The 22,841-nt window shown below is 56.3% G+C and carries 30 protein-coding genes; 2 read left to right on the top strand and 28 right to left on the bottom strand.

Features of this window, described 5'->3' with window-relative positions:
* Window positions 1–111 precede the first annotated feature (111 nt).
* The 27 genes from AVCG78_RS05160 to rpsL all read right to left on the bottom strand — a co-directional run bounded on the left by AVCG78_RS05160 (window position 112) and on the right by rpsL (window position 16,876).
* Window positions 112–762, bottom strand: coding sequence for an adenylate kinase (locus tag AVCG78_RS05160; protein WP_071204437.1), 651 nt, complete (start codon window positions 760–762; stop codon window positions 112–114).
* Window positions 759–2,099, bottom strand: coding sequence for a preprotein translocase subunit SecY (gene secY / locus AVCG78_RS05155; protein ID WP_015915758.1), 1,341 nt, complete (start codon window positions 2,097–2,099; stop codon window positions 759–761). Before secY ends, AVCG78_RS05160 begins: the two co-directional genes overlap by 4 nt.
* 341 nt (window positions 2,100–2,440) lie before the next feature.
* On the bottom strand, window positions 2,441–2,920 hold the full coding sequence (gene rplO / locus AVCG78_RS05150; protein ID WP_015915757.1) for a 50S ribosomal protein L15: 480 nt from the start codon (window positions 2,918–2,920) through the stop codon (window positions 2,441–2,443).
* A 16-nt stretch (window positions 2,921–2,936) separates the two neighbouring features.
* The gene (gene rpmD, locus AVCG78_RS05145; RefSeq protein ID WP_015915756.1) at window positions 2,937–3,140 is read right to left on the bottom strand and encodes a 50S ribosomal protein L30; all 204 of its coding nucleotides are present in this window, start codon (window positions 3,138–3,140) and stop codon (window positions 2,937–2,939) included.
* 11 nt (window positions 3,141–3,151) lie between these two features.
* A complete protein-coding gene (gene rpsE, locus AVCG78_RS05140) occupies window positions 3,152–3,721 on the bottom strand; it encodes a 30S ribosomal protein S5 (RefSeq protein WP_015915755.1) in 570 nt (189 codons plus the stop codon).
* 145 nt (window positions 3,722–3,866) lie between these two features.
* A complete protein-coding gene (gene rplR, locus AVCG78_RS05135) occupies window positions 3,867–4,229 on the bottom strand; it encodes a 50S ribosomal protein L18 (protein ID WP_015915754.1) in 363 nt (120 codons plus the stop codon).
* A gap of 12 nt (window positions 4,230–4,241) precedes the next feature.
* Window positions 4,242–4,775, bottom strand: a complete 534-nt coding sequence (gene rplF / locus AVCG78_RS05130) for a 50S ribosomal protein L6 (protein WP_015915753.1) — start codon at window positions 4,773–4,775, stop codon at window positions 4,242–4,244.
* A 42-nt stretch (window positions 4,776–4,817) separates the two neighbouring features.
* Window positions 4,818–5,216: a 30S ribosomal protein S8 gene (gene rpsH, locus AVCG78_RS05125; protein WP_015915752.1), complete on the bottom strand. Its 399-nt coding sequence runs from the start codon at window positions 5,214–5,216 to the stop codon at window positions 4,818–4,820.
* A gap of 12 nt (window positions 5,217–5,228) precedes the next feature.
* The gene (rpsN, locus tag AVCG78_RS05120) at window positions 5,229–5,534 is read right to left on the bottom strand and encodes a 30S ribosomal protein S14 (RefSeq protein WP_015915751.1); all 306 of its coding nucleotides are present in this window, start codon (window positions 5,532–5,534) and stop codon (window positions 5,229–5,231) included.
* A gap of 33 nt (window positions 5,535–5,567) precedes the next feature.
* Window positions 5,568–6,125: a 50S ribosomal protein L5 gene (rplE, locus tag AVCG78_RS05115; RefSeq protein WP_015915750.1), complete on the bottom strand. Its 558-nt coding sequence runs from the start codon at window positions 6,123–6,125 to the stop codon at window positions 5,568–5,570.
* Entirely contained in the window at window positions 6,118–6,426 is a 309-nt protein-coding gene (rplX, locus tag AVCG78_RS05110) for a 50S ribosomal protein L24 (RefSeq protein ID WP_015915749.1), read from the bottom strand. The genes rplE and rplX overlap by 8 nt, the downstream gene beginning before the upstream one ends.
* Window positions 6,427–6,441: 15 nt before the next feature.
* On the bottom strand, window positions 6,442–6,810 hold the full coding sequence (gene rplN / locus AVCG78_RS05105; protein WP_015915748.1) for a 50S ribosomal protein L14: 369 nt from the start codon (window positions 6,808–6,810) through the stop codon (window positions 6,442–6,444).
* 233 nt (window positions 6,811–7,043) lie between these two features.
* Complete coding sequence (rpsQ, locus tag AVCG78_RS05100) at window positions 7,044–7,280, bottom strand: 30S ribosomal protein S17 (protein ID WP_015915747.1); 237 nt, start codon at window positions 7,278–7,280, stop codon at window positions 7,044–7,046.
* A 15-nt stretch (window positions 7,281–7,295) separates the two neighbouring features.
* Window positions 7,296–7,496 (bottom strand): 50S ribosomal protein L29, encoded by a 201-nt coding sequence (gene rpmC / locus AVCG78_RS05095; protein ID WP_015915746.1) that lies wholly within the window; start codon window positions 7,494–7,496, stop codon window positions 7,296–7,298.
* Between the two features lie 10 nt (window positions 7,497–7,506).
* Window positions 7,507–7,920 carry a 50S ribosomal protein L16 gene (gene rplP / locus AVCG78_RS05090; RefSeq protein WP_015915745.1) on the bottom strand — a complete coding sequence of 138 codons (414 nt, stop codon included), beginning with the start codon at window positions 7,918–7,920 and terminating at the stop codon, window positions 7,507–7,509.
* 37 nt (window positions 7,921–7,957) lie between these two features.
* Window positions 7,958–8,671, bottom strand: a complete 714-nt coding sequence (gene rpsC / locus AVCG78_RS05085; protein WP_041696471.1) for a 30S ribosomal protein S3 — start codon at window positions 8,669–8,671, stop codon at window positions 7,958–7,960.
* On the bottom strand, window positions 8,671–9,060 hold the full coding sequence (gene rplV, locus AVCG78_RS05080) for a 50S ribosomal protein L22 (protein WP_015915743.1): 390 nt from the start codon (window positions 9,058–9,060) through the stop codon (window positions 8,671–8,673). The genes rpsC and rplV overlap by 1 nt, the downstream gene beginning before the upstream one ends.
* Before the next feature lie 2 nt (window positions 9,061–9,062).
* Window positions 9,063–9,341, bottom strand: coding sequence for a 30S ribosomal protein S19 (rpsS, locus tag AVCG78_RS05075; RefSeq protein ID WP_015915742.1), 279 nt, complete (start codon window positions 9,339–9,341; stop codon window positions 9,063–9,065).
* A gap of 15 nt (window positions 9,342–9,356) precedes the next feature.
* On the bottom strand, window positions 9,357–10,193 hold the full coding sequence (gene rplB, locus AVCG78_RS05070; RefSeq protein ID WP_015915741.1) for a 50S ribosomal protein L2: 837 nt from the start codon (window positions 10,191–10,193) through the stop codon (window positions 9,357–9,359).
* An 11-nt stretch (window positions 10,194–10,204) separates the two neighbouring features.
* A complete protein-coding gene (locus AVCG78_RS05065) occupies window positions 10,205–10,498 on the bottom strand; it encodes a 50S ribosomal protein L23 (RefSeq protein ID WP_015915740.1) in 294 nt (97 codons plus the stop codon).
* Complete coding sequence (rplD, locus tag AVCG78_RS05060) at window positions 10,495–11,115, bottom strand: 50S ribosomal protein L4 (RefSeq protein ID WP_015915739.1); 621 nt, start codon at window positions 11,113–11,115, stop codon at window positions 10,495–10,497. The genes AVCG78_RS05065 and rplD overlap by 4 nt, the downstream gene beginning before the upstream one ends.
* Before the next feature lie 12 nt (window positions 11,116–11,127).
* The gene (gene rplC / locus AVCG78_RS05055) at window positions 11,128–11,769 is read right to left on the bottom strand and encodes a 50S ribosomal protein L3 (RefSeq protein WP_015915738.1); all 642 of its coding nucleotides are present in this window, start codon (window positions 11,767–11,769) and stop codon (window positions 11,128–11,130) included.
* Window positions 11,770–11,940: 171 nt separating this feature from the next.
* Entirely contained in the window at window positions 11,941–12,249 is a 309-nt protein-coding gene (gene rpsJ / locus AVCG78_RS05050; protein WP_006728688.1) for a 30S ribosomal protein S10, read from the bottom strand.
* 321 nt (window positions 12,250–12,570) lie between these two features.
* Window positions 12,571–13,746 carry an elongation factor Tu gene (tuf, locus tag AVCG78_RS05045; RefSeq protein WP_015915721.1) on the bottom strand — a complete coding sequence of 392 codons (1,176 nt, stop codon included), beginning with the start codon at window positions 13,744–13,746 and terminating at the stop codon, window positions 12,571–12,573.
* Window positions 13,747–13,817: 71 nt separating this feature from the next.
* Complete coding sequence (gene fusA / locus AVCG78_RS05040; protein ID WP_071204435.1) at window positions 13,818–15,917, bottom strand: elongation factor G; 2,100 nt, start codon at window positions 15,915–15,917, stop codon at window positions 13,818–13,820.
* A gap of 34 nt (window positions 15,918–15,951) precedes the next feature.
* Window positions 15,952–16,422: a 30S ribosomal protein S7 gene (gene rpsG / locus AVCG78_RS05035; RefSeq protein WP_015915736.1), complete on the bottom strand. Its 471-nt coding sequence runs from the start codon at window positions 16,420–16,422 to the stop codon at window positions 15,952–15,954.
* An 82-nt stretch (window positions 16,423–16,504) separates the two neighbouring features.
* Window positions 16,505–16,876: a 30S ribosomal protein S12 gene (gene rpsL, locus AVCG78_RS05030; protein WP_003507760.1), complete on the bottom strand. Its 372-nt coding sequence runs from the start codon at window positions 16,874–16,876 to the stop codon at window positions 16,505–16,507.
* A gap of 679 nt (window positions 16,877–17,555) precedes the next feature.
* Here rpsL and AVCG78_RS05025 point away from each other — a divergent pair.
* On the top strand, window positions 17,556–17,849 hold the full coding sequence (locus tag AVCG78_RS05025; RefSeq protein WP_015915734.1) for a hypothetical protein: 294 nt from the start codon (window positions 17,556–17,558) through the stop codon (window positions 17,847–17,849).
* An 11-nt stretch (window positions 17,850–17,860) separates the two neighbouring features.
* Window positions 17,861–18,295 (top strand): NUDIX hydrolase, encoded by a 435-nt coding sequence (locus tag AVCG78_RS05020; protein WP_071204434.1) that lies wholly within the window; start codon window positions 17,861–17,863, stop codon window positions 18,293–18,295.
* 151 nt (window positions 18,296–18,446) lie between these two features.
* Here the strand turns inward: AVCG78_RS05020 and rpoC are convergent, their stop codons facing one another.
* The gene (gene rpoC, locus AVCG78_RS05015; protein ID WP_060715708.1) at window positions 18,447–22,658 is read right to left on the bottom strand and encodes a DNA-directed RNA polymerase subunit beta'; all 4,212 of its coding nucleotides are present in this window, start codon (window positions 22,656–22,658) and stop codon (window positions 18,447–18,449) included.
* Between the last annotated feature and the right edge of the window lie 183 nt (window positions 22,659–22,841).

The following is a 22,841-nucleotide window of genomic DNA, read 5'->3' as shown; positions in this document are numbered from 1 at the left end:
CCTCCGTAGGAAGAACGCGCCGACCGTTGATCTTTAGCGAGTTGGCGCGCTATCTAGCGGAACCAGTGACGAAAAGCAACCGTTCCGCTAAAGAAATTCATGGATATCCGATCAGAGACCGGACAAGACCGTCTCGATTTCCGCCGTAACCTGGTCGATTTCGGCCATACCGTCGACAGAATGGAGTTTTCCCTTGGCATAGTAATAGCCGATCAAGGGAGAAGTCTCCTTATAATAGGCCTGTAGACGGGTCTTTACTGTATCGCGATTGTCATCGGGACGGCGTTTGAAGTGAGTCGATCCGCATTTATCGCAGACCCCCTCCACCTTCGGCTTGAGATTCTCGTCATGATAGCCCGTCCCGCAATTGGCACAGGTATAACGACCAGCGATTCGATCCGCCAGAATTTCGTCTTCAACCCTGATTTCAACCACAGCGGAGAGATCAAGCCCCTTAACTGCAAGCATCTTTTCAGTAGCATCCGCTTGGATCAATGTCCGCGGAAACCCATCGAGAATGAAGCCATTGCTGCAATCATCCTGATCGATCCGCTCGGAAACAATCGCAATGACGATATCGTCCGAGACCAGTTTTCCGGCATCCATCACCGCCTTGGCGCGCTTACCGACCTCAGTCTGCGCCGACACAGCGGCCCGCAGCATATCACCCGTCGACAATTGCGGAATACCGTATTTGTCGACGATCCTCTGGGCCTGAGTGCCTTTACCCGCACCCGGAGGCCCCAATAGAATTAACCTCATCGTCCCCTCTTTCCTCCACGCAACTTCGATTTCTTGATCAGCCCCTCATATTGCTGAGCAATCAGGTGACCCTGTACCTGTGCTACCGTATCCAGGGTAACGCTGACAACAATCAAAAGCGACGTACCACCAAGGGATAAGGGCACCCCGGTCTGAGAAACCAAAATTTCGGGAAGGATACAGACGAAGACAAGGTAAATGGCGCCAACGACGGTAATTCGCGTCAGCACATAATCGATATATTCAGCCGTGCGCTCGCCGGGACGAATCCCCGGAATGAAGCCGCCATGCTTTTTAAGATTGTCGGCCGTGTCCTTCGGATTGAAAACAATGGCCGTATAGAAGAATGCAAAGAAGCCGATCAGCAGCGCATAGAGCACCATATAGGCAGGCTGGCCATGGCCAAGCGCGCTGATGATGGTGGTCGCCCAGGCTGGCAGCGTTGAGCCACCGGTGAAGCCAGCAGCAGTCGCCGGCAGCAGCAACAGCGAAGATGCGAAGATCGCGGGAATCACGCCCGAGGTGTTCAGCTTCAGTGGCAGATGCGAGGTGTCACCCTGGAACATCCGGTTGCCGACCTGGCGCTTCGGATACTGGATCAGCAAGCGGCGCTGGGCGCGCTCGAAGAACACGATCAGCGCAATCACGCCAATCGCCACCAGAATCACCGTCAGGATCAAAGCTGTGGACAAAGCCCCGGTGCGGCCAAGCTCCAACGTACCAGCAAGAGCAGTCGGCAGACCAGCGGCAATACCCGCGAAGATAATCAGCGAAATACCGTTACCAATACCGCGCGAGGTGATCTGCTCGCCGAGCCACATCAGGAACATCGTACCACCCAAAAGGGTCACGACAGTCGAAAGGCGGAAGAACAAGCCAGGATCGGTCACCAAGCCATTGCCGTGCTCCAGCCCAACCGCAATGCCATAGGCTTGAAGCGTGCCGAGCAGAACAGTGCCGTAACGGGTATATTGATTGATGATCTTGCGCCCCTGCTCGCCTTCCTTCTTGAGGTTCTCAAGCGAGGGAACAACTGACGTCATCAACTGAACGATGATAGACGCTGAAATATAGGGCATGATGCCGAGGGCGAAAATCGCCATGCGCTGCACCGCGCCACCGGAAAACATGTTGAACAGTCCCAGAATACCACCGGACTGGCCTTTAAAGGCAGCCGCATAGGCCTCGGGGTTGAGGCCAGGCAGCGGAATATGGGTACCTAGACGATAGACAAGAAGGGCGGCCAGCGTGAACCAGATGCGCTTTTTCAAATCCTCTGCCTTCGCAAAGGTTGAAAAGTTCAGGTTCGAGGCCAATTGTTCCGCTGCAGAAGCCATAAAATTCTCCGCGTCACCATATACGGCGGCTTGACGATGGACAGCCTGCCGAAGGTAAAGTTCGTTCTCTCTCGCAGAAAACCGGGGGCGGAGCGATTGCAGTGCAACCAGATGCCTCTCCCTCTGTTTCCGAAATTCCCGGAAGACGGAACATAAAGCGCTGTGCATTTTTTCAAACACACGAAAGCTGCTTTATCACTCAAAAAGTGCTGTGTCGCTTTCTCCCCAAACCAAGATGATTTGGGGAGAAAGCGACACAGGAGCCGCCAATGGGTCGCGAGGCACACATATGGTAGAAAAATCGCCCGGTGTGAAGCACCCCGGGCGATAATATTAATCGATTATTCCGACTTTTCCGCAGCAGCTGACAGCTGCTTGATCGTGCCGCCCGCCTTTTCGATCTTTTCGACCGCTGGCTTGGAAGCGCCGGCAACTTCAATCGTTACCTTCGTCGTCAATTCACCGTCACCGAGGACGCGAACACCGTCTTTAAGGCGGCGAATCACGCCAGCAGCCTTGAGAGCTGCTGCATCGATGGTGGCGGAAGCGTCGAGCTTGCCGGCATCGATCGCTGTCTGAATCCGACCGAGCGAAACGGTCGTGAATTCGGAAGCGAAGATGTTGTTGAAGCCACGCTTCGGCAGGCGGCGATAGATCGGCATCTGGCCGCCTTCGAAGCCATTGACGGCAACGCCCGAACGCGCCTTCTGACCCTTGACGCCACGGCCACCGGTCTTGCCCTTGCCGGAACCGATACCGCGACCTACGCGGATACGGTCCTTGCTGGAGCCTTCATTGTCTTTGATTTCATTCAGTTTCATGACAGTTTCCTCCGTCTCACTTCTCGTCGACGACGCGAACGAGATGCTGGACAGCACGGATCATGCCACGAACCGAAGGCGTATCTTCCAACGTGCGGACCCGATGCATCTTGTTGAGACCCAGGCCGATAAGCGTCTGGCGCTGTACAGCCGGGCGGCGAATAGGCGAACCGATCTGCTCGACCGTGATCGTCTTCTGGGCTTCAGTGTTCTTGGCCATTGTCCAGCTCCTTATTCTTCAGAACCGTTGCCGGACGCGGCACGACGAGCCTGCAAGGTCGCATACTTCAGGCCACGCTGTGCAGCGACGTCCTTCGGATGAACCTGGTGCTTCAGCGCATCGAACGTTGCACGAACCATGTTGTAAGGGTTCGACGAACCGGTCGACTTCGCAACAACGTCATGCATGCCGAGCGTTTCGAAAACGGCGCGCATCGGACCACCGGCGATGATACCGGTACCAGCCTTAGCAGACCGCAGCAGCACTTTGCCGGCGCCGTGACGGCCATGAACGTCATGATGCAGCGTACGGCCATCACGCAGCGGTACGAAAATCAAGTCGCGCTTGGCGGACTCGGTTGCCTTGCGAATGGCTTCCGGCACTTCACGTGCCTTGCCATGACCGAAGCCAACACGACCCTTCTGGTCGCCGACGACGACGAGAGCAGCGAAACCAAAACGACGGCCGCCCTTGACGACCTTGGCGACGCGATTGATGGCGACCAGCTTGTCGACAAATTCGCTATCGCGCTCTTCACGGTTCTGACGGTCGTCCCGCGAACCACGCTTTTCTTGTGCCATTGTCCTTTTCCTTTTTTCTTTTCCGGGTGCAATCGGCAGATTACAATCTTGAATAAGACCCTCCCCTAACGGGTCAGGCTCTTTCCGGTCTATGCGGCAAAGCCGCGAAACCGCCCGGATACAAGCGCATCCGGGCGGCTATTCCTTAGAACGACAGACCACCTTCGCGGGCGGCTTCTGCCAGTGCCTTGATGCGGCCATGATAGATGAAGGCGCCGCGATCGAACACGACTTCCTTCACACCAGCGGCAACAGCACGCTCGGCGACCAGCTTGCCAACAGCAGCGGCTGCTGCCGTGTCGGCGCCGGTCTTCAGCGAAGAGCGCAGGCTGCCGTCCAGCGTCGATGCGGCAGCCAACGTACGGCCGGCCACGTCGTCGATAACCTGGACGTAGATGTTCTTCGAAGAGCGATGTACCGACAGACGCGGACGGCCATTGGCCACCGCCTTGATCTGACGCCGTACGCGGTTGGCACGACGTACAAGTGCTTCTTTTCTGCTTGCCATTTCGCGCGTTCCTTACTTCTTCTTGCCTTCTTTGCGGACGATCCGCTCTTCGGCATACTTGACGCCCTTGCCCTTATAGGGCTCGGGGCCGCGATATTCGCGGATCTCGGCAGCGACCTGACCGACCTGCTGCTTGTTGATCCCGGAAACCACGATTTCCGTCGGCTTCGGAACGGCGATAGTGATGCCCTGCGGCGGCTCATACACAACGTCGTGGGAAAAACCGAGCGCCAGTTGCAGGTTCTTGCCCTGCAAAGATGCGCGGTAACCAACGCCGTTGATTTCGAGCTTGCGCTCGTAGCCGTCCTTGACACCCTTCAGGATGTTTTCGATCATCGTACGGGACATGCCCCACTTTGAACGCGCATCCTTGGAGTCGTTGACTGGCTTGACGACAATTGCATTGTCCTCAAGCGCAACCGAGATTTCGTCATTTGCGACGAAGAAGAGTTCGCCCTTCGGGCCCTTGGCAGTTACTTTCTGGCCATCAACCGAGGCCGTGATCCCTGCAGGAACCTGAACGGGCTTTTTACCGATACGAGACATGTGATTATCCTGTCTGTTCGCTAGGGAGATCTCTGCGCTGTCTTAGAAGACAGAGCAGAGAACCTCGCCACCAACATTCTGTTCGCGAGCCTGGTGATCGGCCATTACGCCCTTCGGAGTCGAAAGGATGGTAATGCCGAGGCCGTTCGCGACCTGCGGAATGGACTTAACCGAGACATAGACTCGGCGGCCCGGCTTGGACACGCGGCCGATCTCACGGATCACCGACGCGCCTTCATAATATTTCAGTTCGATCGTGATCTCGGCCTTGCCGTTACCATGGTCGATTTCAGAATAGCCACGAATGTAGCCTTCAGCCTGAAGAACATCCAGAACGCGCGCACGCAGCTTGGAAGCCGGAGTAACCACCGAAGCCTTACGGCGGGCAGCACCATTCCGGATACGGGTGAGCATATCGCCCAACGGATCAGTCATCGTCATTTGCCCGTCTCCTTACCAGCTCGACTTTACAATACCCGGCACCTTGCCGGAATTGCCAAGCTCACGAAGTGCGATACGCGACATCTTGAGCTTGCGATAAAATGCACGCGGACGACCGGTGACTTCGCAACGGTTACGGATGCGGGTCTTGGAGCCATCACGCGGCATTTCTGCCAGCTTCAGGGTTGCCTTGAAACGGTCCTCGATCGACAGGGACTGGTTCATGATGATTGCCTTCAGCTCAGCGCGCTTGGCGGATTGCTGGGCAACTGTCTTGCGGCGGCGCTTGTTCTTTTCAACTGCGCTTGTCTTCGCCATATTGAAGTTCCTCTTCTACGCTCGTCGTTACGGTTATTGACGGAAGGGGAAGTTGAACTCTTTTAGAAGAGCCCGTGCTTCGTCATCCGTTGGAGCCGTCGTGCAAACGATGATGTCCATGCCCCACATCTGATCAACCTTATCGTAGTTGATCTCTGGGAACACAATGTGTTCCTTGATGCCCATGGCGAAGTTGCCACGGCCGTCAAAGCTCTTCGGGTTCAAGCCCCGGAAGTCGCGAACGCGCGGAAGCGCGATGTTGATCAGACGGTCCATGAACTCATACATGCGAGCGCCGCGCAGGGTAACCTTTGCGCCAATCGGCATGTCTTCGCGGACCTTGAAACCAGCGATAGAGTTACGAGCCCGGGTGATGACCGGCTTCTGACCAGCAATCGCGGCCAGATCCGCAGCAGCAACCGTGGGCTTCTTGGAATCGGCAGTTGCCTCGCCCACGCCCATGTTGATGACGATCTTGTCAAGCTTCGGGATCTGCATTTCGTTGGCGTAGGAAAACTGTTCCCGAAGCGCCTGACGAATGCGGCTTACATATTCTGCCTTGAGCCGTGGCTCATACTTGGTCTCAGCCATCGATCACTTCCCCCGAACGCTTGGCAACGCGAACCTTCTTGCCATCGACAACGGAGAAACCAACGCGAGTCGGCTTACCGTCCTTGTCTGCAATAGCAAGGTTGGAAAGGTGCACAGAGGCTTCCTTGTTGATGATACCGGCTTCCTGGGTCTGCGTCTGGCGCTGGTGGCGCTTTACGACGTTGATCCCCTGAACGACCGCACGGTCTTCCTTCGGCATCACTTGAATGACTTCACCAGAACGACCCTTGTCCTTACCGGTGAGTACGACGACCTTGTCGCCCTTACGAATCTTTTGCATCGTCAATCGCTCCCCTTAAAGAACTTCAGGAGCCAGCGAGATGATCTTCATGTGGTTCTTAGCGCGAAGTTCGCGCGGAACCGGTCCGAAGATACGGCTGCCGATTGGCTCTTTCTTGTTGTCGATAAGAACGGCTGCGTTGTTATCGAAGCGGATGACGCTGCCGTCGGCGCGACGGATGTCCTTGGCGGTGCGAACCACCACGGCCTTCATCACATCACCCTTTTTCACGCGGCCGCGCGGAATAGCTTCCTTGATCGAAACGACGATAATGTCGCCGACCGAAGCGTATTTGCGCTTAGAACCGCCCAGCACTTTGATGCACATGACACGACGCGCGCCGGAATTATCGGCAACGTCGAGGTTAGTCTGCATCTGAATCATGTCAGGTCGCCTTCTCGTTATACCGGAACGGTTGGGCGATGCCCCCTATTCCGGCTTATGGATCTTTATGTCTTTTCGAGCGGAGGAGGATCTTGCCAAGGTGGTTTCCTTAAAAAGGACCTTCCCTGCGCTCAAAGCAAAAGAACGCTCTCGATGGAGCGTTCTTGCGCCGTTGCGGTGCTTCTACAGATTTTTGGGAAAGGCGCAAGTGGCCTCCCCCATTTCTCTGCAAATTAAGCCTGGGCGGAAACGACCGTCCAGCACTTATCCTTGGAAATCGGTGCGCATTCCTCAATGGAAACCACGTCACCAATCTTATACTGATTGCTCTCGTCGTGAGCCTTGTATTTCTTCGAGCGACGAACGGTCTTCTGAAGCAGCGGGTGAGCGAATCGACGCTCAACCCGAACTACAACGGTCTTCTCGTTCTTGTCGCTGACCACGACGCCCTGCAGAATGCGTTTCGGCATTGTTCTTCTGGTCCTTTAGGCCTTGGCTTCTGCCGCCTTCTGGCGGGCAATGGTTTTCACGCGGGCGATGTCCTTGCGGACCTCGTTGATGCGCGAGGACTTTTCAAGCTGGCCAGTTGCCTTCTGGAAGCGCAGGTTAAACTGCTCTTTCTTCAGGTTGCCCAACTCATCCTTCAACTGATCAGCGCTCATGGCGCGTGCATCTGCGGCTTTCATGGCTTGATCCTTACTCTGCAATGCGCTGTACGAAGCGCGTTTTCACCGAGAGCTTGGCCGAGCCGAGACGCAGCGCCTCGCGGGCGATTTCCTCGGACACACCGTCGATCTCGAACATCATACGGCCGGGCTTGACCTTGCATGCCCAGTATTCAACAGAGCCCTTACCCTTACCCATACGGACTTCGGTAGGCTTTGCCGTTACCGGCACATCGGGGAATACCCGGATCCAAACACGACCTGCGCGCTTCATGTAGCGGGTGATCGCGCGGCGAGCCGCTTCGATCTCACGTGCATTAACGCGGTTGGGCTCAAGAGCCTTCAGGCCGAATTCACCGAACGCCAGGTCGAAACCGCCCTTGGCAACGCCCTTGATGCGTCCCTTGAACTGCTTGCGGTACTTGGTACGCTTTGGCTGCAACATTTATCTATTCTCCGAACTTTTCTCCGGGCGCGCCTAATCAGGCGTTCTCGCGACGACGGTTGTTGTTGTTGCCGCCTTGGGCGTCGCTTTCCAGCGCCCGGCGCTCGGAGGCCATTGGATCATGCTCAAGGATTTCGCCCTTGAAGATCCAGACCTTGATGCCGCAAATACCATAAGCGGTTGTAGCTTCCGCTACACCGTAATCGATATCGGCACGCAGCGTATGAAGCGGCACGCGACCTTCGCGGTACCATTCCGTACGAGCGATTTCGGCACCACCGAGACGGCCAGCGCAGGTGATCTTGATGCCTTCGGCACCCAGACGCATGGCGGACTGTACGGCGCGCTTCATGGCACGACGGAACGCGATACGGCGCTCGAGCTGCTGGGCGATCGACTGAGCGACCAGCGTTGCATCGACTTCCGGCTTGCGCACTTCAACAATGTTGAGGTGCGTTTCGGAATTGGTCATTTCGGAAAGCTTCTTACGAAGCTTTTCGATGTCTGCACCCTTCTTGCCGATGATCAGGCCCGGACGAGCCGAGTGGATCGTGACGCGGCACTTCTTGTGCGGACGCTCGATAACCACCTTGGCGATACCGGCCTGCTTCAGCTCATCCATCAAATAGGCGCGGATCTTCAGGTCTTCATGAAGAAGCTTGCCGTATTCAGCGTTGTCGGCGAACCAACGGCTATCCCAGGTCCTGTTAATGCCCAGGCGGAAACCGATTGGATTGATTTTCTGACCCATTATGCGGCCTCCCCTTTGGCTTCGACTTCGCGCACGACAATCGTCAGATGCGAGAATGGCTTTTCAATGCGCGATGCGCGGCCACGGCCACGAGCGTGGAAACGCTTCATGGTGATCGATTTACCAACATAGGCTTCGGCGACGATCAACTGATCGACGTCGAGGTCGTGATTGTTCTCAGCGTTTGCAATAGCTGATTCCAGTGTCTTCTTCACTGTATCTGCAATGCGCTTGCGCGAGAATGTCAGGTCGGCCAGAGCGCGGTCAACCTTCTTGCCACGGATCAAAGCTGCAACCAGGTTGAGCTTCTGAGGGCTGACGCGGAGCGTGCGCGCAACGGCCTGCGCCTCGTTATCCTTCAGCCGGCGTTCGGCTTTTGCCTTGCCCATCGTTACTTCCTCTTCGCTTTCTTGTCCGCACCGTGACCGTAATAGGTCCGGGTCGGAGCGAATTCACCGAATTTATGGCCAACCATGTCTTCGTTGACGCTGACCGGGATATGCTTGCTGCCGTTATAGACGCCGAACGTCAAACCGACAAACTGGGGCAAGATCGTCGACCGACGGGTCCACATCTTGATCACTTCACTACGACCGCTCTCGCGAACTTTTTCCGCCTTCTTAAGAAGGTAGCCGTCAACGAAGGGGCCTTTCCATACTGAACGAGCCATCTCTGACTACCTCTCTTACTTCTTCTTCTGGTGGCGGGAACGCATGATGAACTTGTCCGTGGACTTGTTCGACCGCGTACGCTTGCCCTTGGTCGGCTTACCCCAAGGGGAAACCGGATGACGGCCACCGGAGGTGCGGCCTTCACCACCGCCGTGCGGGTGGTCGACTGGGTTCATGACGACACCTCGAACGTGCGGGCGCTTACCGCGCCAACGCGAACGACCAGCCTTGCCGTCATTGATGTTGCCGTGGTCGGAGTTCGACACGGCGCCGACCGTTGCAAGGCAAGTGCCATGCACCAGGCGCTGTTCGCCCGAGCTGAGGCGCAGGATAGCCATGCCGGCATCGCGGCCGACCAGCTGAACGTAAGCACCAGCGGAACGGGCAACCTGACCACCCTTGCCGGGCTTCAGCTCGACATTGTGAACGATAGAGCCAACCGGGACGTATTGCAGCGGCATAGCGTTGCCGGGCTTGACGTCGACAGCCTTGTCCGATGCGATCACCTTGTCACCGGCTGCCAAACGCTGCGGAGCCAGGATATAGGCCTGCTCGCCATCGGCATAGGTGATCAGCGCAATAAACGCTGTACGGTTGGGGTCGTATTCCAGACGCTCGACAGTGCCTTCTACGTCAAACTTGCGACGCTTGAAGTCCACCAGACGATAGGTGCGCTTGTGACCGCCGCCCTGAAAGCGAACGGTGATGCGACCGAGATTGTTGCGACCGCCCTTCGAAGACAGACCCTCGGTCAGCGACTTGACAGGCTTGCCCTTGTAAAGGCCCGACCGGTCAACGATGACCAGCTGACGCTGGCTCGGGGTTGTCGGATTGAAATTTTTCAATGCCATTTTTCTGTTCCTCAGAGACCGGTGGAGACGTCGATGGACTGACCCTCGGCGAGCGTAACGATCGCCTTCTTCACATCCTTCTGCTTACCGGCGAAGCCGCGGAAACGCTTAGTCTTGCCCTTGCGGAGCAGCGTATTCACAGCTGTGACCTTGACACCGAACAGTGCTTCGACGGCAGCCTTGATTTCAGGCTTGGAAGCAGTCCGGGCGACGTTGAAGACCACCTGGTTAAAATCGGAAACCAGCGTGGACTTTTCAGTGATCGATGGAGATACGATCACGTCGTAGTGGCGAAGATCAGTCATTTGAACCGCTCCTCCAGAGCTTCAACCGCAGCCTTGGAAAGCACGAGCTTACCGCGACGCAGAATGTCATAAACGTTGATGCCCTGAACCGGCAGAACATCGATATTAGGGATGTTCGCGGCAGCGAGCTTGAAATTGACGTCGAGTTCGACGCCACCGATCACCAGCGCATTCTTCAGCCCCAGAGCTTCGAACACGCCAACGGCGGCCTTGGTCTTGGCATCGGCAGCAACAAGCTGATCGACGATGATCAGTTCGTCAGCCTTGAACTTGGCAGACAGAGCGTGACGCAGAGCGAGCGCACGAACCTTCTTAGGAAGATCATGCTCGTGGCTGCGAACGACTGGGCCGTGGGCCTTGCCGCCGCCGCGGAACTGCGGAGCGCGAGCCGAATGGTGACGAGCGCGGCCCGTACCCTTCTGCTTGTACATCTTGGCACCGGTGCGCGATACTTCGGCACGGGTCTTGGTCTTGTGTGTGCCCTGCTGTTTCTTGGCAAGCTGCCAACGAACCATGCGAGCAATGATATCTTGACGGGGTTCGAGGCCGAAAATGGCGTCGGACAGGGAAACCGTACCGGCATCCGTCCCCTCGAGGGTTTTGACGTTGAGTTCCATGGTTTGGCTCCCTTACTTCGCTGCCGACTTGACGGCGTCGCGCACGATGATCCAGGAACCCTTGGAACCGGGCACAGCGCCCTTCACCAGGATAAGGCCACGATCTTCATCGGTCGAAACGACTTCCAGATTCTGGGTGGTGACGCGGGTCTGACCCATGTGACCGGCCATACGCTTGCCCTTCCAGACCTTGCCCGGATCCTGGTTGGAACCGGTCGAGCCGTGTGAACGGTGCGAGACGGACACGCCGTGGGTTGCACGAAGACCACCGAAATTGTGGCGCTTCATGGCACCGGCAAAACCCTTACCGATCGTGGTACCGGTCACGTCAACCAACTGGCCGGCTTCAAAATGACCAGCCTTCAGCTCGGAGCCGACATCCATGAGGTTGTCTTCGGAAACGCGAAATTCGACGAGCTTAGCCTTGGGCTCGACGTTTGCAGCGGCAAAATTGCCGCGCATTGCCTTGGATGTATTCTTGACCTTGGCCTGACCGGCGCCGAGCTGAACGGCAGTGTAGCCGTGCTTATCGACAGTCCGCTGAGCCAGGACCTGGCAATTATCCAAGCGTAGTACTGTTACCGGGACATGCTCGCCGGCGTCATTATAGACCCGGGTCATTCCCACTTTCTGTGCAATCACACCTGAACGCATCGGTTCATTCCTCTTGAGAGTAAAACAAGGGCCCTACGGCCCTTGCCCGCCTCTTTGTTTAAGGATTCCATTCCAGTCCTTCCAGACTTTCAGGTTTCCCGTTTCGAGAAGTCGTTGGCAGGTCTTGCCACGTACCTTCCTTGTTATTTCGGCTCTCGCCGGAATTGGTTTTTAAAGCTTGATTTCGACGTCTACGCCAGCAGCCAGGTCGAGCTTCATCAAAGCATCGACGGTCTGCGGAGTCGGATCAACGATGTCCAGCAGACGCTTATGCGTGCGCATTTCAAACTGTTCGCGGCTCTTCTTGTCGACGTGAGGCGAACGGTTGACGGTGAATTTTTCAATACGGGTCGGAAGCGGAACCGGGCCGCGGACGCTTGCACCGGTGCGCTTGGCGGTAGAAACGATCTCCCGCGTAGAGGCATCGAGAACCCGGTGATCAAACGCCTTCAGGCGGATACGGATATTCTGGCCGTTCATTCGACGTGTCCTTATTCGTTTTTCTTAAACGTCCCCGCTCACGCAAAGACAGTGAATTACCAATTTCTGGCCGGCCCCGTATTGTCAAAAATCACAAGGACGGTTCGACGTCCATGTCACCTTACTGCATCAGGGGCCCTACCAGTGCAACCCAAGATCGGGTCGCGAAACTTAGCAGAGCCAGAGGAAAGAGGGGCGATACGCCGCTCTTCCTTGTTCGTGGCGGGGGCATACAACGTCCCCGTCAATTCGTCAACTGATTCCCGGAAATAAAGAAGCGCGGCATCGAATGCCGCGCTTCTTCGTCTGTATGAAGACGTCTTATTCGATGATCGAAGCGACGATGCCGGCGCCGACGGTACGGCCACCTTCGCGGATCGCGAAGCGCAGCTTTTCTTCCATGGCGATCGGAACGATCAGTTCAACCTGAACCGTGACGTTGTCACCAGGCATAACCATTTCCGTGCCTTCCGGCAGGGAAACAATACCGGTAACGTCCGTCGTGCGGAAGTAGAACTGCGGACGGTAGTTGGTGAAGAACGGTGTATGACGGCCGCCTTCTTCCTTCGTCAGGATGTAGGCTTCTGCCATGAACTTCTTGTGTGGCTTGACAGAGCCGGGCTTGCACAGGATCTGACCGCGCTCAACGCCATCGCGCTGTACGCCACGAACCAGGGCACCAATGTTGTCGCCAGCCTGACCCTGATCGAGCAGCTTGCGGAACATTTCAACGCCGGTAACGGTCGTCTTCGAGGTGGCGCGGATGCCGACGATTTCGACTTCTTCGCCAACCTTGACGATACCACGCTCAACGCGACCCGTCACAACCGTACCACGGCCAGAGATCGAGAACACGTCTTCGATTGGCATCAGGAACGGCTGGTCGATCGGGCGCTCAGGCGTCGGAATGTAGGAGTCAACTGCCGCCATCAGTTCGCGGATCGCGTCTTCGCCAATCTTCTTGTTGCTGTCTTCCAGAGCAGCCAGAGCCGAACCCTTGACAATCGGAATATCGTCGCCCGGGAAGTCGTAGGACGACAGAAGTTCGCGCACTTCCAGTTCGACCAGCTCCAGAAGCTCTTCGTCGTCAACCTGGTCAACCTTGTTCAGGAACACGACGATGGCGGGAACGCCAACCTGGCGAGCCAGAAGAATGTGTTCGCGGGTCTGCGGCATCGGGCCGTCAGCTGCCGAGCAAACCAGGATCGCGCCGTCCATCTGCGCTGCACCGGTGATCATGTTCTTGACGTAGTCGGCGTGGCCGGGGCAGTCAACGTGAGCGTAGTGACGGGCAGGCGTTTCATATTCGACGTGCGCCGTCGAAATGGTGATCCCGCGGGCCTTTTCTTCCGGAGCAGCGTCGATCTGGTCATACGCCTTGTATTCACCGAAATACTTCGTAATTGCTGCCGTCAGCGACGTCTTGCCGTGGTCAACGTGGCCGATCGTGCCGATGTTAACGTGCGGCTTGTTGCGCTCAAACTTACTCTTTGCCATTTTCGGCTCTCCATTATCTCATCCCCATGAAGGGGGAAATTCCTGTTATCAGTTCCGGCGGGTTACCCCGATCATTTCTGACCGGAGTACTTTGCCTGAATTTCGGCAGCGACATTGCTCGGAACGGGCGAATAGTGATCGAACACCATCGAGTACTGAGCGCGACCCTGGCTCATGGAGCGCAGGTTGTCGACGTATTTGAACATGTTGGCCAGCGGCACATGCGCGTTGATGACAACGGCGATACCACGGCTTTCCTGGCCCTGGATCTGACCACGGCGGGAGTTCAGGTCGCCGATCACGTCACCGACGTAATCTTCTGGCGTAACCACTTCCACCTTCATCATCGGCTCAAGCAGCTGAGCACCAGCCTTCTTGGCCGCTTCACGGAAGCAAGCACGCGAGGCGATTTCGAAGGCCAGAACCGACGAGTCGACATCGTGGTAAGCACCGTCGATGAGCGTCGCCTTGACGCCGAGCATCGGGAAGCCAGCCAGCGGGCCGGACGACAGAACGCTTTCGATGCCCTTCTGAACGCCAGGGATGTATTCCTTGGGAACAGAGCCACCGACGATCTTCGAATCGAACTTGAACTCATCACCCTCAGGATTGGGTTCGAAGATGATCTTGACGCGAGCGAACTGGCCCGTACCACCAGACTGCTTCTTGTGAGTGTAGTCTTCTTCGTGCTGACGCGTAATGGTTTCGCGATAGGCAACCTGCGGCGCGCCGACAGTTGCTTCTACCTTGAACTCACGACGCATACGGTCGACGATGATGTCGAGGTGAAGTTCACCCATGCCGGCGATGATCGTCTGGCCAGATTCCTGGTCGGTCTTGACGCGGAAGGACGGATCCTCAGCAGCAAGACGGTTGAGCGCGAGGCCCATCTTTTCCTGGTCGCCCTTGGTCTTCGGCTCGATGGCGATCTGAATGACCGGCTCGGGGAACTCCATGCGCTCCAGGATAACCTGGTTCAGGGGATCGCAGAGCGTATCGCCCGTGGTGCTTTCCTTCAGGCCAGCCAGGGCAACGATGTCGCCTGCAAAGGCTTCTTCGATGTCTTCACGGCTGTTGGAATGCATCTGGAGCATACGGCCAACGCGTTCGCGCTTTTCCTTGACCGTATTCATGACCGACGCGCCCTTCTCGAGCTTGCCGGAGTAGATACGGCAGAATGTCAGCGAACCGACGAAGGGGTCGTTCATGATCTTGAACGCCAGCATCGACAAAGGCTCGGCGTCATCAGGATGACGTTCGATTTCAGCATCCGTCTTGACGTCGATACCCTTGATGGCAGGAATATCGAGCGGAGAAGGAAGATACTCACAGACAGCGTCGAGCAAAGGCTGAACGCCCTTGTTCTTGAAGGCAGTACCGCAGAACATCGGATGGAACTTGACTTCAATCGTGCCCTGACGAACGAGAGCGCGGATCTTGTCATTATCGGGCATGATGCCGTTCAGGTAGTCTTCCATCGCCTGTTCGTCGATCTCGACAACGGTCTCGATCAGCTTTTCGCGATATTCAACAGCCTTATCCTTCAGGTCATCAGGGATTTCCGTAACGTCCCAGGCCGCGCCCAGCGATTCGTCGCGCCAAACGAGAGCGTTCATCTCGATCAGGTCAACAACGCCCTTGAATTCTGTCTCAGCGCCGATTGGCAGCTGCATAACAACAGCGGTGGCACCGAGACGGGTCTTGATCATTTCTACCGAACGGTAGAAGTCAGCGCCGGTCTTGTCCATCTTGTTGCAGAAGATCATCCGCGGAACGTTGTACTTTTCAGCCTGACGCCAAACAGTTTCCGTCTGCGGCTCAACGCCTGCGTTGGCATCGAGGAGCGCGATAGCGCCGTCGAGAACCCGAAGCGAACGTTCTACTTCAATCGTGAAGTCAACGTGGCCGGGGGTGTCGATGATGTTGAAGCGGCGCATCTTGCCATCGCGACCCTTCCAGTAGGTCGTGGTCGCAGCAGAGGTGATGGTGATACCACGCTCCTGCTCCTGCTCCATCCAGTCCATCGTGGCCGCGCCATCATGAACTTCGCCGATCTTGTGCGACTTGCCGGTGTAGTAGAGAATCCGCTCAGTCGTCGTGGTCTTGCCGGCGTCGATATGCGCCATGATCCCGAAATTGCGGTAGTCTTCGATTTTATATTCGCGAGCCATAGTGGACTGCCTTTCGATATTCGATCGTCTAAGATTACCAGCGGTAATGCGAGAAGGCGCGGTTGGCGTCGGCCATCTTGTGCGTGTCTTCACGCTTCTTGACAGCGCTGCCGCGATTGTTGGACGCATCAAGCAATTCGCCTGACAAACGATCGACCATGGTGGTCTCGTTGCGCTTGCGGGCGGCGATGATCAGCCAGCGAATGGCGAGCGCCTGACGGCGCTCCGGACGGACGTCGACGGGGACCTGGTATGTTGCACCACCAACGCGGCGCGAGCGAACTTCAACATGCGGGGCGACATTTTCAAGCGCCTGATGGAAGATTGCGATCGGCTCTGCCTTGGACTTGGCTTCAACGACATCGAAGGCACCGTAGACGATGCTTTCAGCAACGGACTTCTTGCCGTGCAACATGATGGCGTTCATGAACTTGGTGACGACCAGATCACCGAACTTTGGGTCCGGGTTGATCTCACGCTTTTCTGCTTTATGGCGACGGGACATTTTACTTCGTCTCTCAACGGTTAGAACGCTTTATCACGCGGAGAACCTCGCGCAGCGCTGAATTTCAAAGAAGGCTTCCAACTTACTTCGGACGCTTTGCACCATACTTGGAACGGCGCTGCTTACGGTTCTTGACACCCTGGGTATCGAGAACACCACGGATGATGTGGTAACGAACGCCCGGCAAGTCCTTCACACGGCCGCCACGGATCATGACGACAGAGTGTTCCTGCAGGTTGTGGCCTTCACCCGGAATGTAGCCGATGACTTCGAAGCCATTGGTCAAACGGATCTTAGCAACCTTACGCAGAGCCGAGTTCGGCTTCTTCGGGGTCGTGGTATAAACGCGGGTGCAAACGCCGCGCTTCTGTGGATTTTCCTGCAAGGCAGGAACCTTGTTGCGCTTTACCTGCGCCTGACGCGGCTTGCGGATCAGCTGATTTACGGTAGGCATAGAACCATCCCTTATAATTCTTGTCACTTGAGCCTTTTCAGGCCCGTTTGTGCCGTTTCCGGCGGCGCTCGCACAATTTTCGCCATGCGCGAATGTGGCCCGATCCGGACTTCCGGATGGACCACAAAAAGCAGAGGACGCATGCGACTGCGTCATGCGTGCAGCATTCATGTCTTCAAAGTGCGTTTGGATCCTAAGCCTGGGGCAAACTTCAGAACAATATGTCCTGAAAATCATAACCGTGCATTGGCTCCGATGCGGGGCGTACTACTGTTTTCACCCCGTTCCGTCAAGCCATGGCGCAAAATTAATAGCTCTCCAAAGCCCTGTGGCCGCTTTGGTCCCGGCCTATTTGCGGTTATGACGGGTTTCGGTCGATTATGCAATTGTCATCGGCCAATTCCGGGCTTGAGGATGCCGATTTTCAGCCTGCGATAGAAGAATCGTTTTCATGCCTGCCAAACGGCGGGTTTTGCACATGAAGCTGGGTGTTTTGGGATTTGCATCCAGCCTTCAGCTTGACGACGGCGGATGGCTCTATAACGATGAAATTATCGATTAGGTTATTGTGCCGAAACGATTCCCGGCTACAAGACTTTCTAACCGTTGCTATCGCGGTCACCTGGCGGCTCGCCTGTCTCGAGCCAGAAGAAAGGCGACCCGTCATAAGGACCGACTGATGATTTCGACCCCTGACAATGACAATAATTCGGACGGACCGATGGTCTTCATCATCATTGCCAAGGCCTATGAAGAAACGGGCACCGAAGGCATTGACCTGCATATTCTGCTGAGCGCACCCGATGACGATTCCGCCGTGCGCGAGGCTTTGAATGCACTGGCCGAGGAAGGCTTTCTGGAAGCCGACCTGGACCAGATCGGCATGGTAACCGAGCCCCCTTCCGACGAGCCGCATGCCTCGGCCTATCAGGGCGCACTCGAAGGTGAAGTGGCGATCATCCGCTTCAACTGAGTGAGCCATGAATGACAGGACATGTCATTGAAAAGGTCCTTGTCTATGCAGCCGACCGCGACCGGCTCTTGGTCTTCGATGAGCCGGATTTTCCACATATTCTACCGCAGGTGCCAGGTGGCACCGTTGAACACGGTGAAAGCCCCAGCGCTGCGGCTTGTCGTGAATTCGAAGAGGAGACGGGCTTTGCCTGTCCCTCGCCTCCCCGCTTTCTGACTTCTGTCTGTTATCGGGATGTTCGAGATGGAGTTTCCATCCACCACAAGCGCCATTTTTTCCACCTGCCTTTGCTTCGCTCTCTCTATCCGCAGAGCTGGTTTCACAGCGAAACAACACCTCACGGCGGTGGTGCTCAGGTGCGTTTTTCCTTCTTCTGGTTAAACCTGGATGAGGCAAGCCAGCGGCTAGGCTATGAGCATGGCGCCGCCCTGCCCCTGCTTCCTTAGATCTGTATGGTTCTCATTGAGCCAAGCACCGGATTACGTTTCCCACTGATAAGCTCAAACAAACTCCGACCTTCGCTAGACAACATCATAAAACGGAAAAGCCGCCCGGATCGCTCCGGACGGCTTTTTTTTATTTCGATTGCTGCACCGATTATTCGGCGGCAGGAGCGCCCTCGCCTGCCATGTCGCGCAGCATCGGGGTTGCGAGATCCGCACCGGTTCCCTTGCGACGTTCCTCGAGAATGAGGTCGTCACGCGAGGTGGCGATACGGCGGATCTGGGTCATGGTACCACCGGTACCGGCCGGGATCAGACGACCGACGATGACGTTTTCCTTCAGGCCTTGCAGTGTATCGGTCTTGCCGGCAATTGCCGCTTCCGTGAGAACCTTGGTGGTTTCCTGGAAGGACGCAGCCGAGATGAAGGACGGCGTCTGCAGCGAGGCCTTGGTGATACCGAGCAATACCGGATCGCCAAAGGCCGGCTTCTTGCCTTCTTCAACCAGACGTTCGTTGGCTTCGTCCAGCTCGATACGGTCGACATTGTCGCCAACGATATACTGGCTGTCGCCGCTGTCGGTGATTTCGACCTTCTGCAGCATCTGGCGAACAATCACCTCGATGTGCTTGTCGTTGATCACAACGCCCTGCAAGCGATAGACTTCCTGGATTTCGTTGACCAGGTAGCTTGCCAGCGCCTCGACACCCTTGATCGCCAGAATATCGTGCGGAGCCGGATTACCGTCGAGGATATAGTCACCCTTTTCGATATAGTCGCCTTCCTGAAGATGGAAGGGCTTGCCCTTCGGGATCAGGTATTCGACAGGCTCGACACCGTCTTCCGCCGGCTCGATGATAACGCGACGCTTGTTCTTGTAGTCGCGGCCCAGCCGGATCGTACCATCGATTTCAGCGATGATGGCGTGATCCTTCGGACGACGGGCTTCGAACAATTCGGCAACACGCGGCAGACCACCGGTGATGTCCTTGGTCTTGGCGCTTTCCATTGGCGAACGAGCAAGAACGTCACCCTGGGAGACGCGCTGGCCGGGTTCAACCGACAGGATTGCATCGACCGACAGCTGGAACCGGGCTTCACCACCACGCGGAACCTTGAGCACATTGCCCTGAGTGTCCTTGATGACAATTGCCGGCTTCAGATCGGCGCCACGCGGCGTCGAACGCCAGTCGATAACCTGACGCTTGGTGATACCAGTGGATTCGTCGGTAGCTTCCAGAACGGAGATACCGTCGACCAGATCCTCAAAATGAACGACACCTTCCACTTCGGTCATCATCGGGCGTGTGTATGGGTCCCACTCAGCCAGACGCTGACCGCGCTTGACCTTGTCGCCATCGTCGACAAACAACTTGGAACCATAGGCAACACGCTGCGAGGAGCGCTCAACACCGCGTTCGTCCAGGATCGTCACCGCGATGCTACGGCCCATGGCGACATAAATGCCGTCAGAGTTGCGCAGCATGTTGCGGTTCTTGATCTGGATAGTCCCTTCATAGGAGGCTTCCAGGAACGATTGGTCAACCACGTTGGCCGTACCACCCAAGTGGAACGTACGCATGGTCAGCTGGGTACCTGGCTCACCGATGGACTGTGCGGCGATAACACCCACAGCTTCACCCATGTTCACAGGTGTACCACGGGCAAGGTCGCGACCGTAGCAGATCGAGCATACGCCGGTCTGAACTTCACAGGTCAGAGCCGAACGAATACGGATCGACTGAATACCAGCCTTCTCGATTTCGATGACATCGGCTTCAAGGATCATGCGACCAGCGTCAACGATCCGCTCACCCGTGACCGGATGATCGATATCGTCCAGCGCCGTACGACCGAGAACACGCACACCAATCGAAGCCACAACCTGACCGGCGTCAACAATCGCCGTCATGGTCAGGCCCTTGTCGGTACCGCAATCGACCAGATTAACGATGCAATCTTGGGCTACGTCAACCAGACGACGGGTCAGGTAACCCGAGTTCGCGGTCTTCAAGGCCGTGTCTGCAAGACCCTTACGGGCACCGTGGGTCGAGTTGAAGTACTCGTTAACGGTCAGACCTTCCTTAAAGTTCGAAATGATCGGTGTTTCAATGATTTCGCCCGATGGCTTGGCCATAAGACCACGCATACCACCCAGCTGACGCATCTGGTTCGGAGAACCACGCGCACCGGAGTGAGACATCATGTAAATCGCGTTCATCGGCTTTTGGCGGCCAGTTTCCGGATCGAACTCAACAGCCTTAATGCGGGCCATCATGTCTTCCGCAACCTTTTCAGTCGCCTTACCCCAGGCGTCAACGACCTTGTTGTACTTCTCACCCTGGGTGATCAGACCGTCGTTATACTGCTGTTCGTATTCCTTCACCAAGGATTCGGTGTCGCCAACGATCTTCACCTTGGAGTCCGGAATGACCATGTCATCCTTACCGAAGGAAATGCCAGCCTTACAGGCGTGGCGGAAGCCAAGCTGCATGATCCGGTCGCAGAAAATCACCGTGTCCTTCTGGCCGCAATGACGGTAGACCGTGTCGATCATCTTGGAGATGTTCTTCTTGGTCATTTCCTGATTGCAGGTGTCGAACGGCACGTTGACGTTCTTCGGCAGAAGTTCGCCAATCAGCATACGGCCCGGTGTGGTTTCGAAAATCTTCGAAACTGGCTTGCCTTCCGCATCCACGGTCTTGAAACGACCACGGATCTTGGAGTGCAGCGTCACCACCTTGTTTTCAAGGGCGTGATGCAATTCACCGATGTCGGAGAAGACCATGCCTTCGCCCGGCTCATTCTGGTTCATGATCGACAAATAGTAGAGACCGAGAACCATGTCCTGCGAAGGAACGATAATCGGCGCACCGTTTGCCGGATGCAGAATGTTGTTGGTGGACATCATCAACACGCGGGCTTCCAGCTGGGCTTCCAGCGAAAGCGGCACGTGAACAGCCATCTGGTCGCCGTCGAAGTCGGCGTTGAAGGCCGTGCAGACGAGCGGATGCAACTGGATGGCCTTGCCTTCAACCAGAATCGGTTCGAAAGCCTGGATACCCAGACGGTGCAGCGTCGGTGCACGGTTCAGCAGAACGGGATGCTCGCGGATAACCTCGTCGAGAATATCCCAAACTTCCGGCTTTTCCTTTTCAACCAGCTTCTTGGCCTGCTTGACGGTCGAGGAATAACCCTTGGCATCGAGGCGGGCGTAGATGAACGGCTTGAACAGTTCGAGCGCCATTTTCTTTGGCAGACCGCACTGGTGCAGCTTCAGTTCTGGACCGGTCACGATAACCGAACGACCAGAATAGTCGACGCGCTTACCAAGAAGGTTCTGACGGAAGCGGCCCTGCTTGCCCTTGAGCATGTCGGACAGCGACTTCAACGGACGCTTGTTGGCACCGGTGATGACGCGGCCACGGCGGCCGTTGTCGAACAGCGCGTCTACAGATTCCTGCAACATGCGCTTTTCGTTACGGATGATGATGCCCGGAGCGCGCAGCTCGATCAAACGCTTCAAACGGTTGTTACGGTTGATGACGCGACGATAGAGATCGTTCAGGTCGGAGGTCGCAAAACGGCCGCCATCCAGCGGAACCAACGGACGCAGGTCCGGCGGAATCACGGGAACAACCTTCATGATCATCCATTCAGGCCGATTGCCCGATTCCATGAAGTTCTCGACGATCTTGAGACGCTTCATCAGCTTCTTCTGCTTCAGGTCCGACGTGGTGTCGGCAAGGTCCTGACGCAATTCGCCGGCGATGCGTTCAAGATTCATCGAGGCAAGCATTTCAAAGATGGCTTCCGCACCGATCATGGCGGTGAACTGGTCTTCACCATATTCGTCCACAGCCATCATATACTCTTCTTCAGAGAGCAATTGATTCTGCTTCAGAGCGGTGAGGCCCGGTTCAGTCACGATGTAGTTTTCGAAGTAGAGAACGCGCTCCACATCCTTCAACGTCATGTCGAGCAGGGTCGAAATGCGCGAAGGCAGCGACTTCAGGAACCAGATATGGGCAACCGGAGCGGCCAGCTCAATATGGCCCATGCGCTCACGGCGAACGCGCGACAGGGTGACTTCCACGCCGCACTTTTCGCAGATGATGCCCTTGTACTTCATGCGCTTGTACTTGCCGCACAGGCACTCGTAATCCTTGATCGGACCAAAGATACGGGCGCAGAACAGACCGTCGCGCTCCGGCTTGAAAGTGCGGTAGTTGATGGTCTCAGGCTTTTTGATTTCGCCATACGACCAGGACAGGATCTTCTCCGGCGAGGCAATCGAAATCCGGATGGAATCGAAATGCTGCGCAGGGACCTGCGGGTTGAAAAGGTTCATGACCTCTTGGTTCATGCCTATCTCCTTGTGGGGCCAGGGGCCCTCAGCTTGGCGACGGATGTGGCCCTTCCCGGGAAGCCACACCGCGCCTTAAAACGACAATAACCGCTGAATGCGGCAAAAGTCCCCACGCCGGTTGATGTTTACAACTGGCGGAGGACGGCGCGCGCATCGAAACGCGCGCGCCCCACTGTCACT

It is taken from the genome of Gillisella vitis (assembly GCF_021559775.1).
GTDB classification, from domain to species: domain Bacteria; phylum Pseudomonadota; class Alphaproteobacteria; order Rhizobiales; family Rhizobiaceae; genus Allorhizobium; species Allorhizobium ampelinum.
This window is presented reverse-complemented; position numbering and strand designations above follow the sequence as displayed.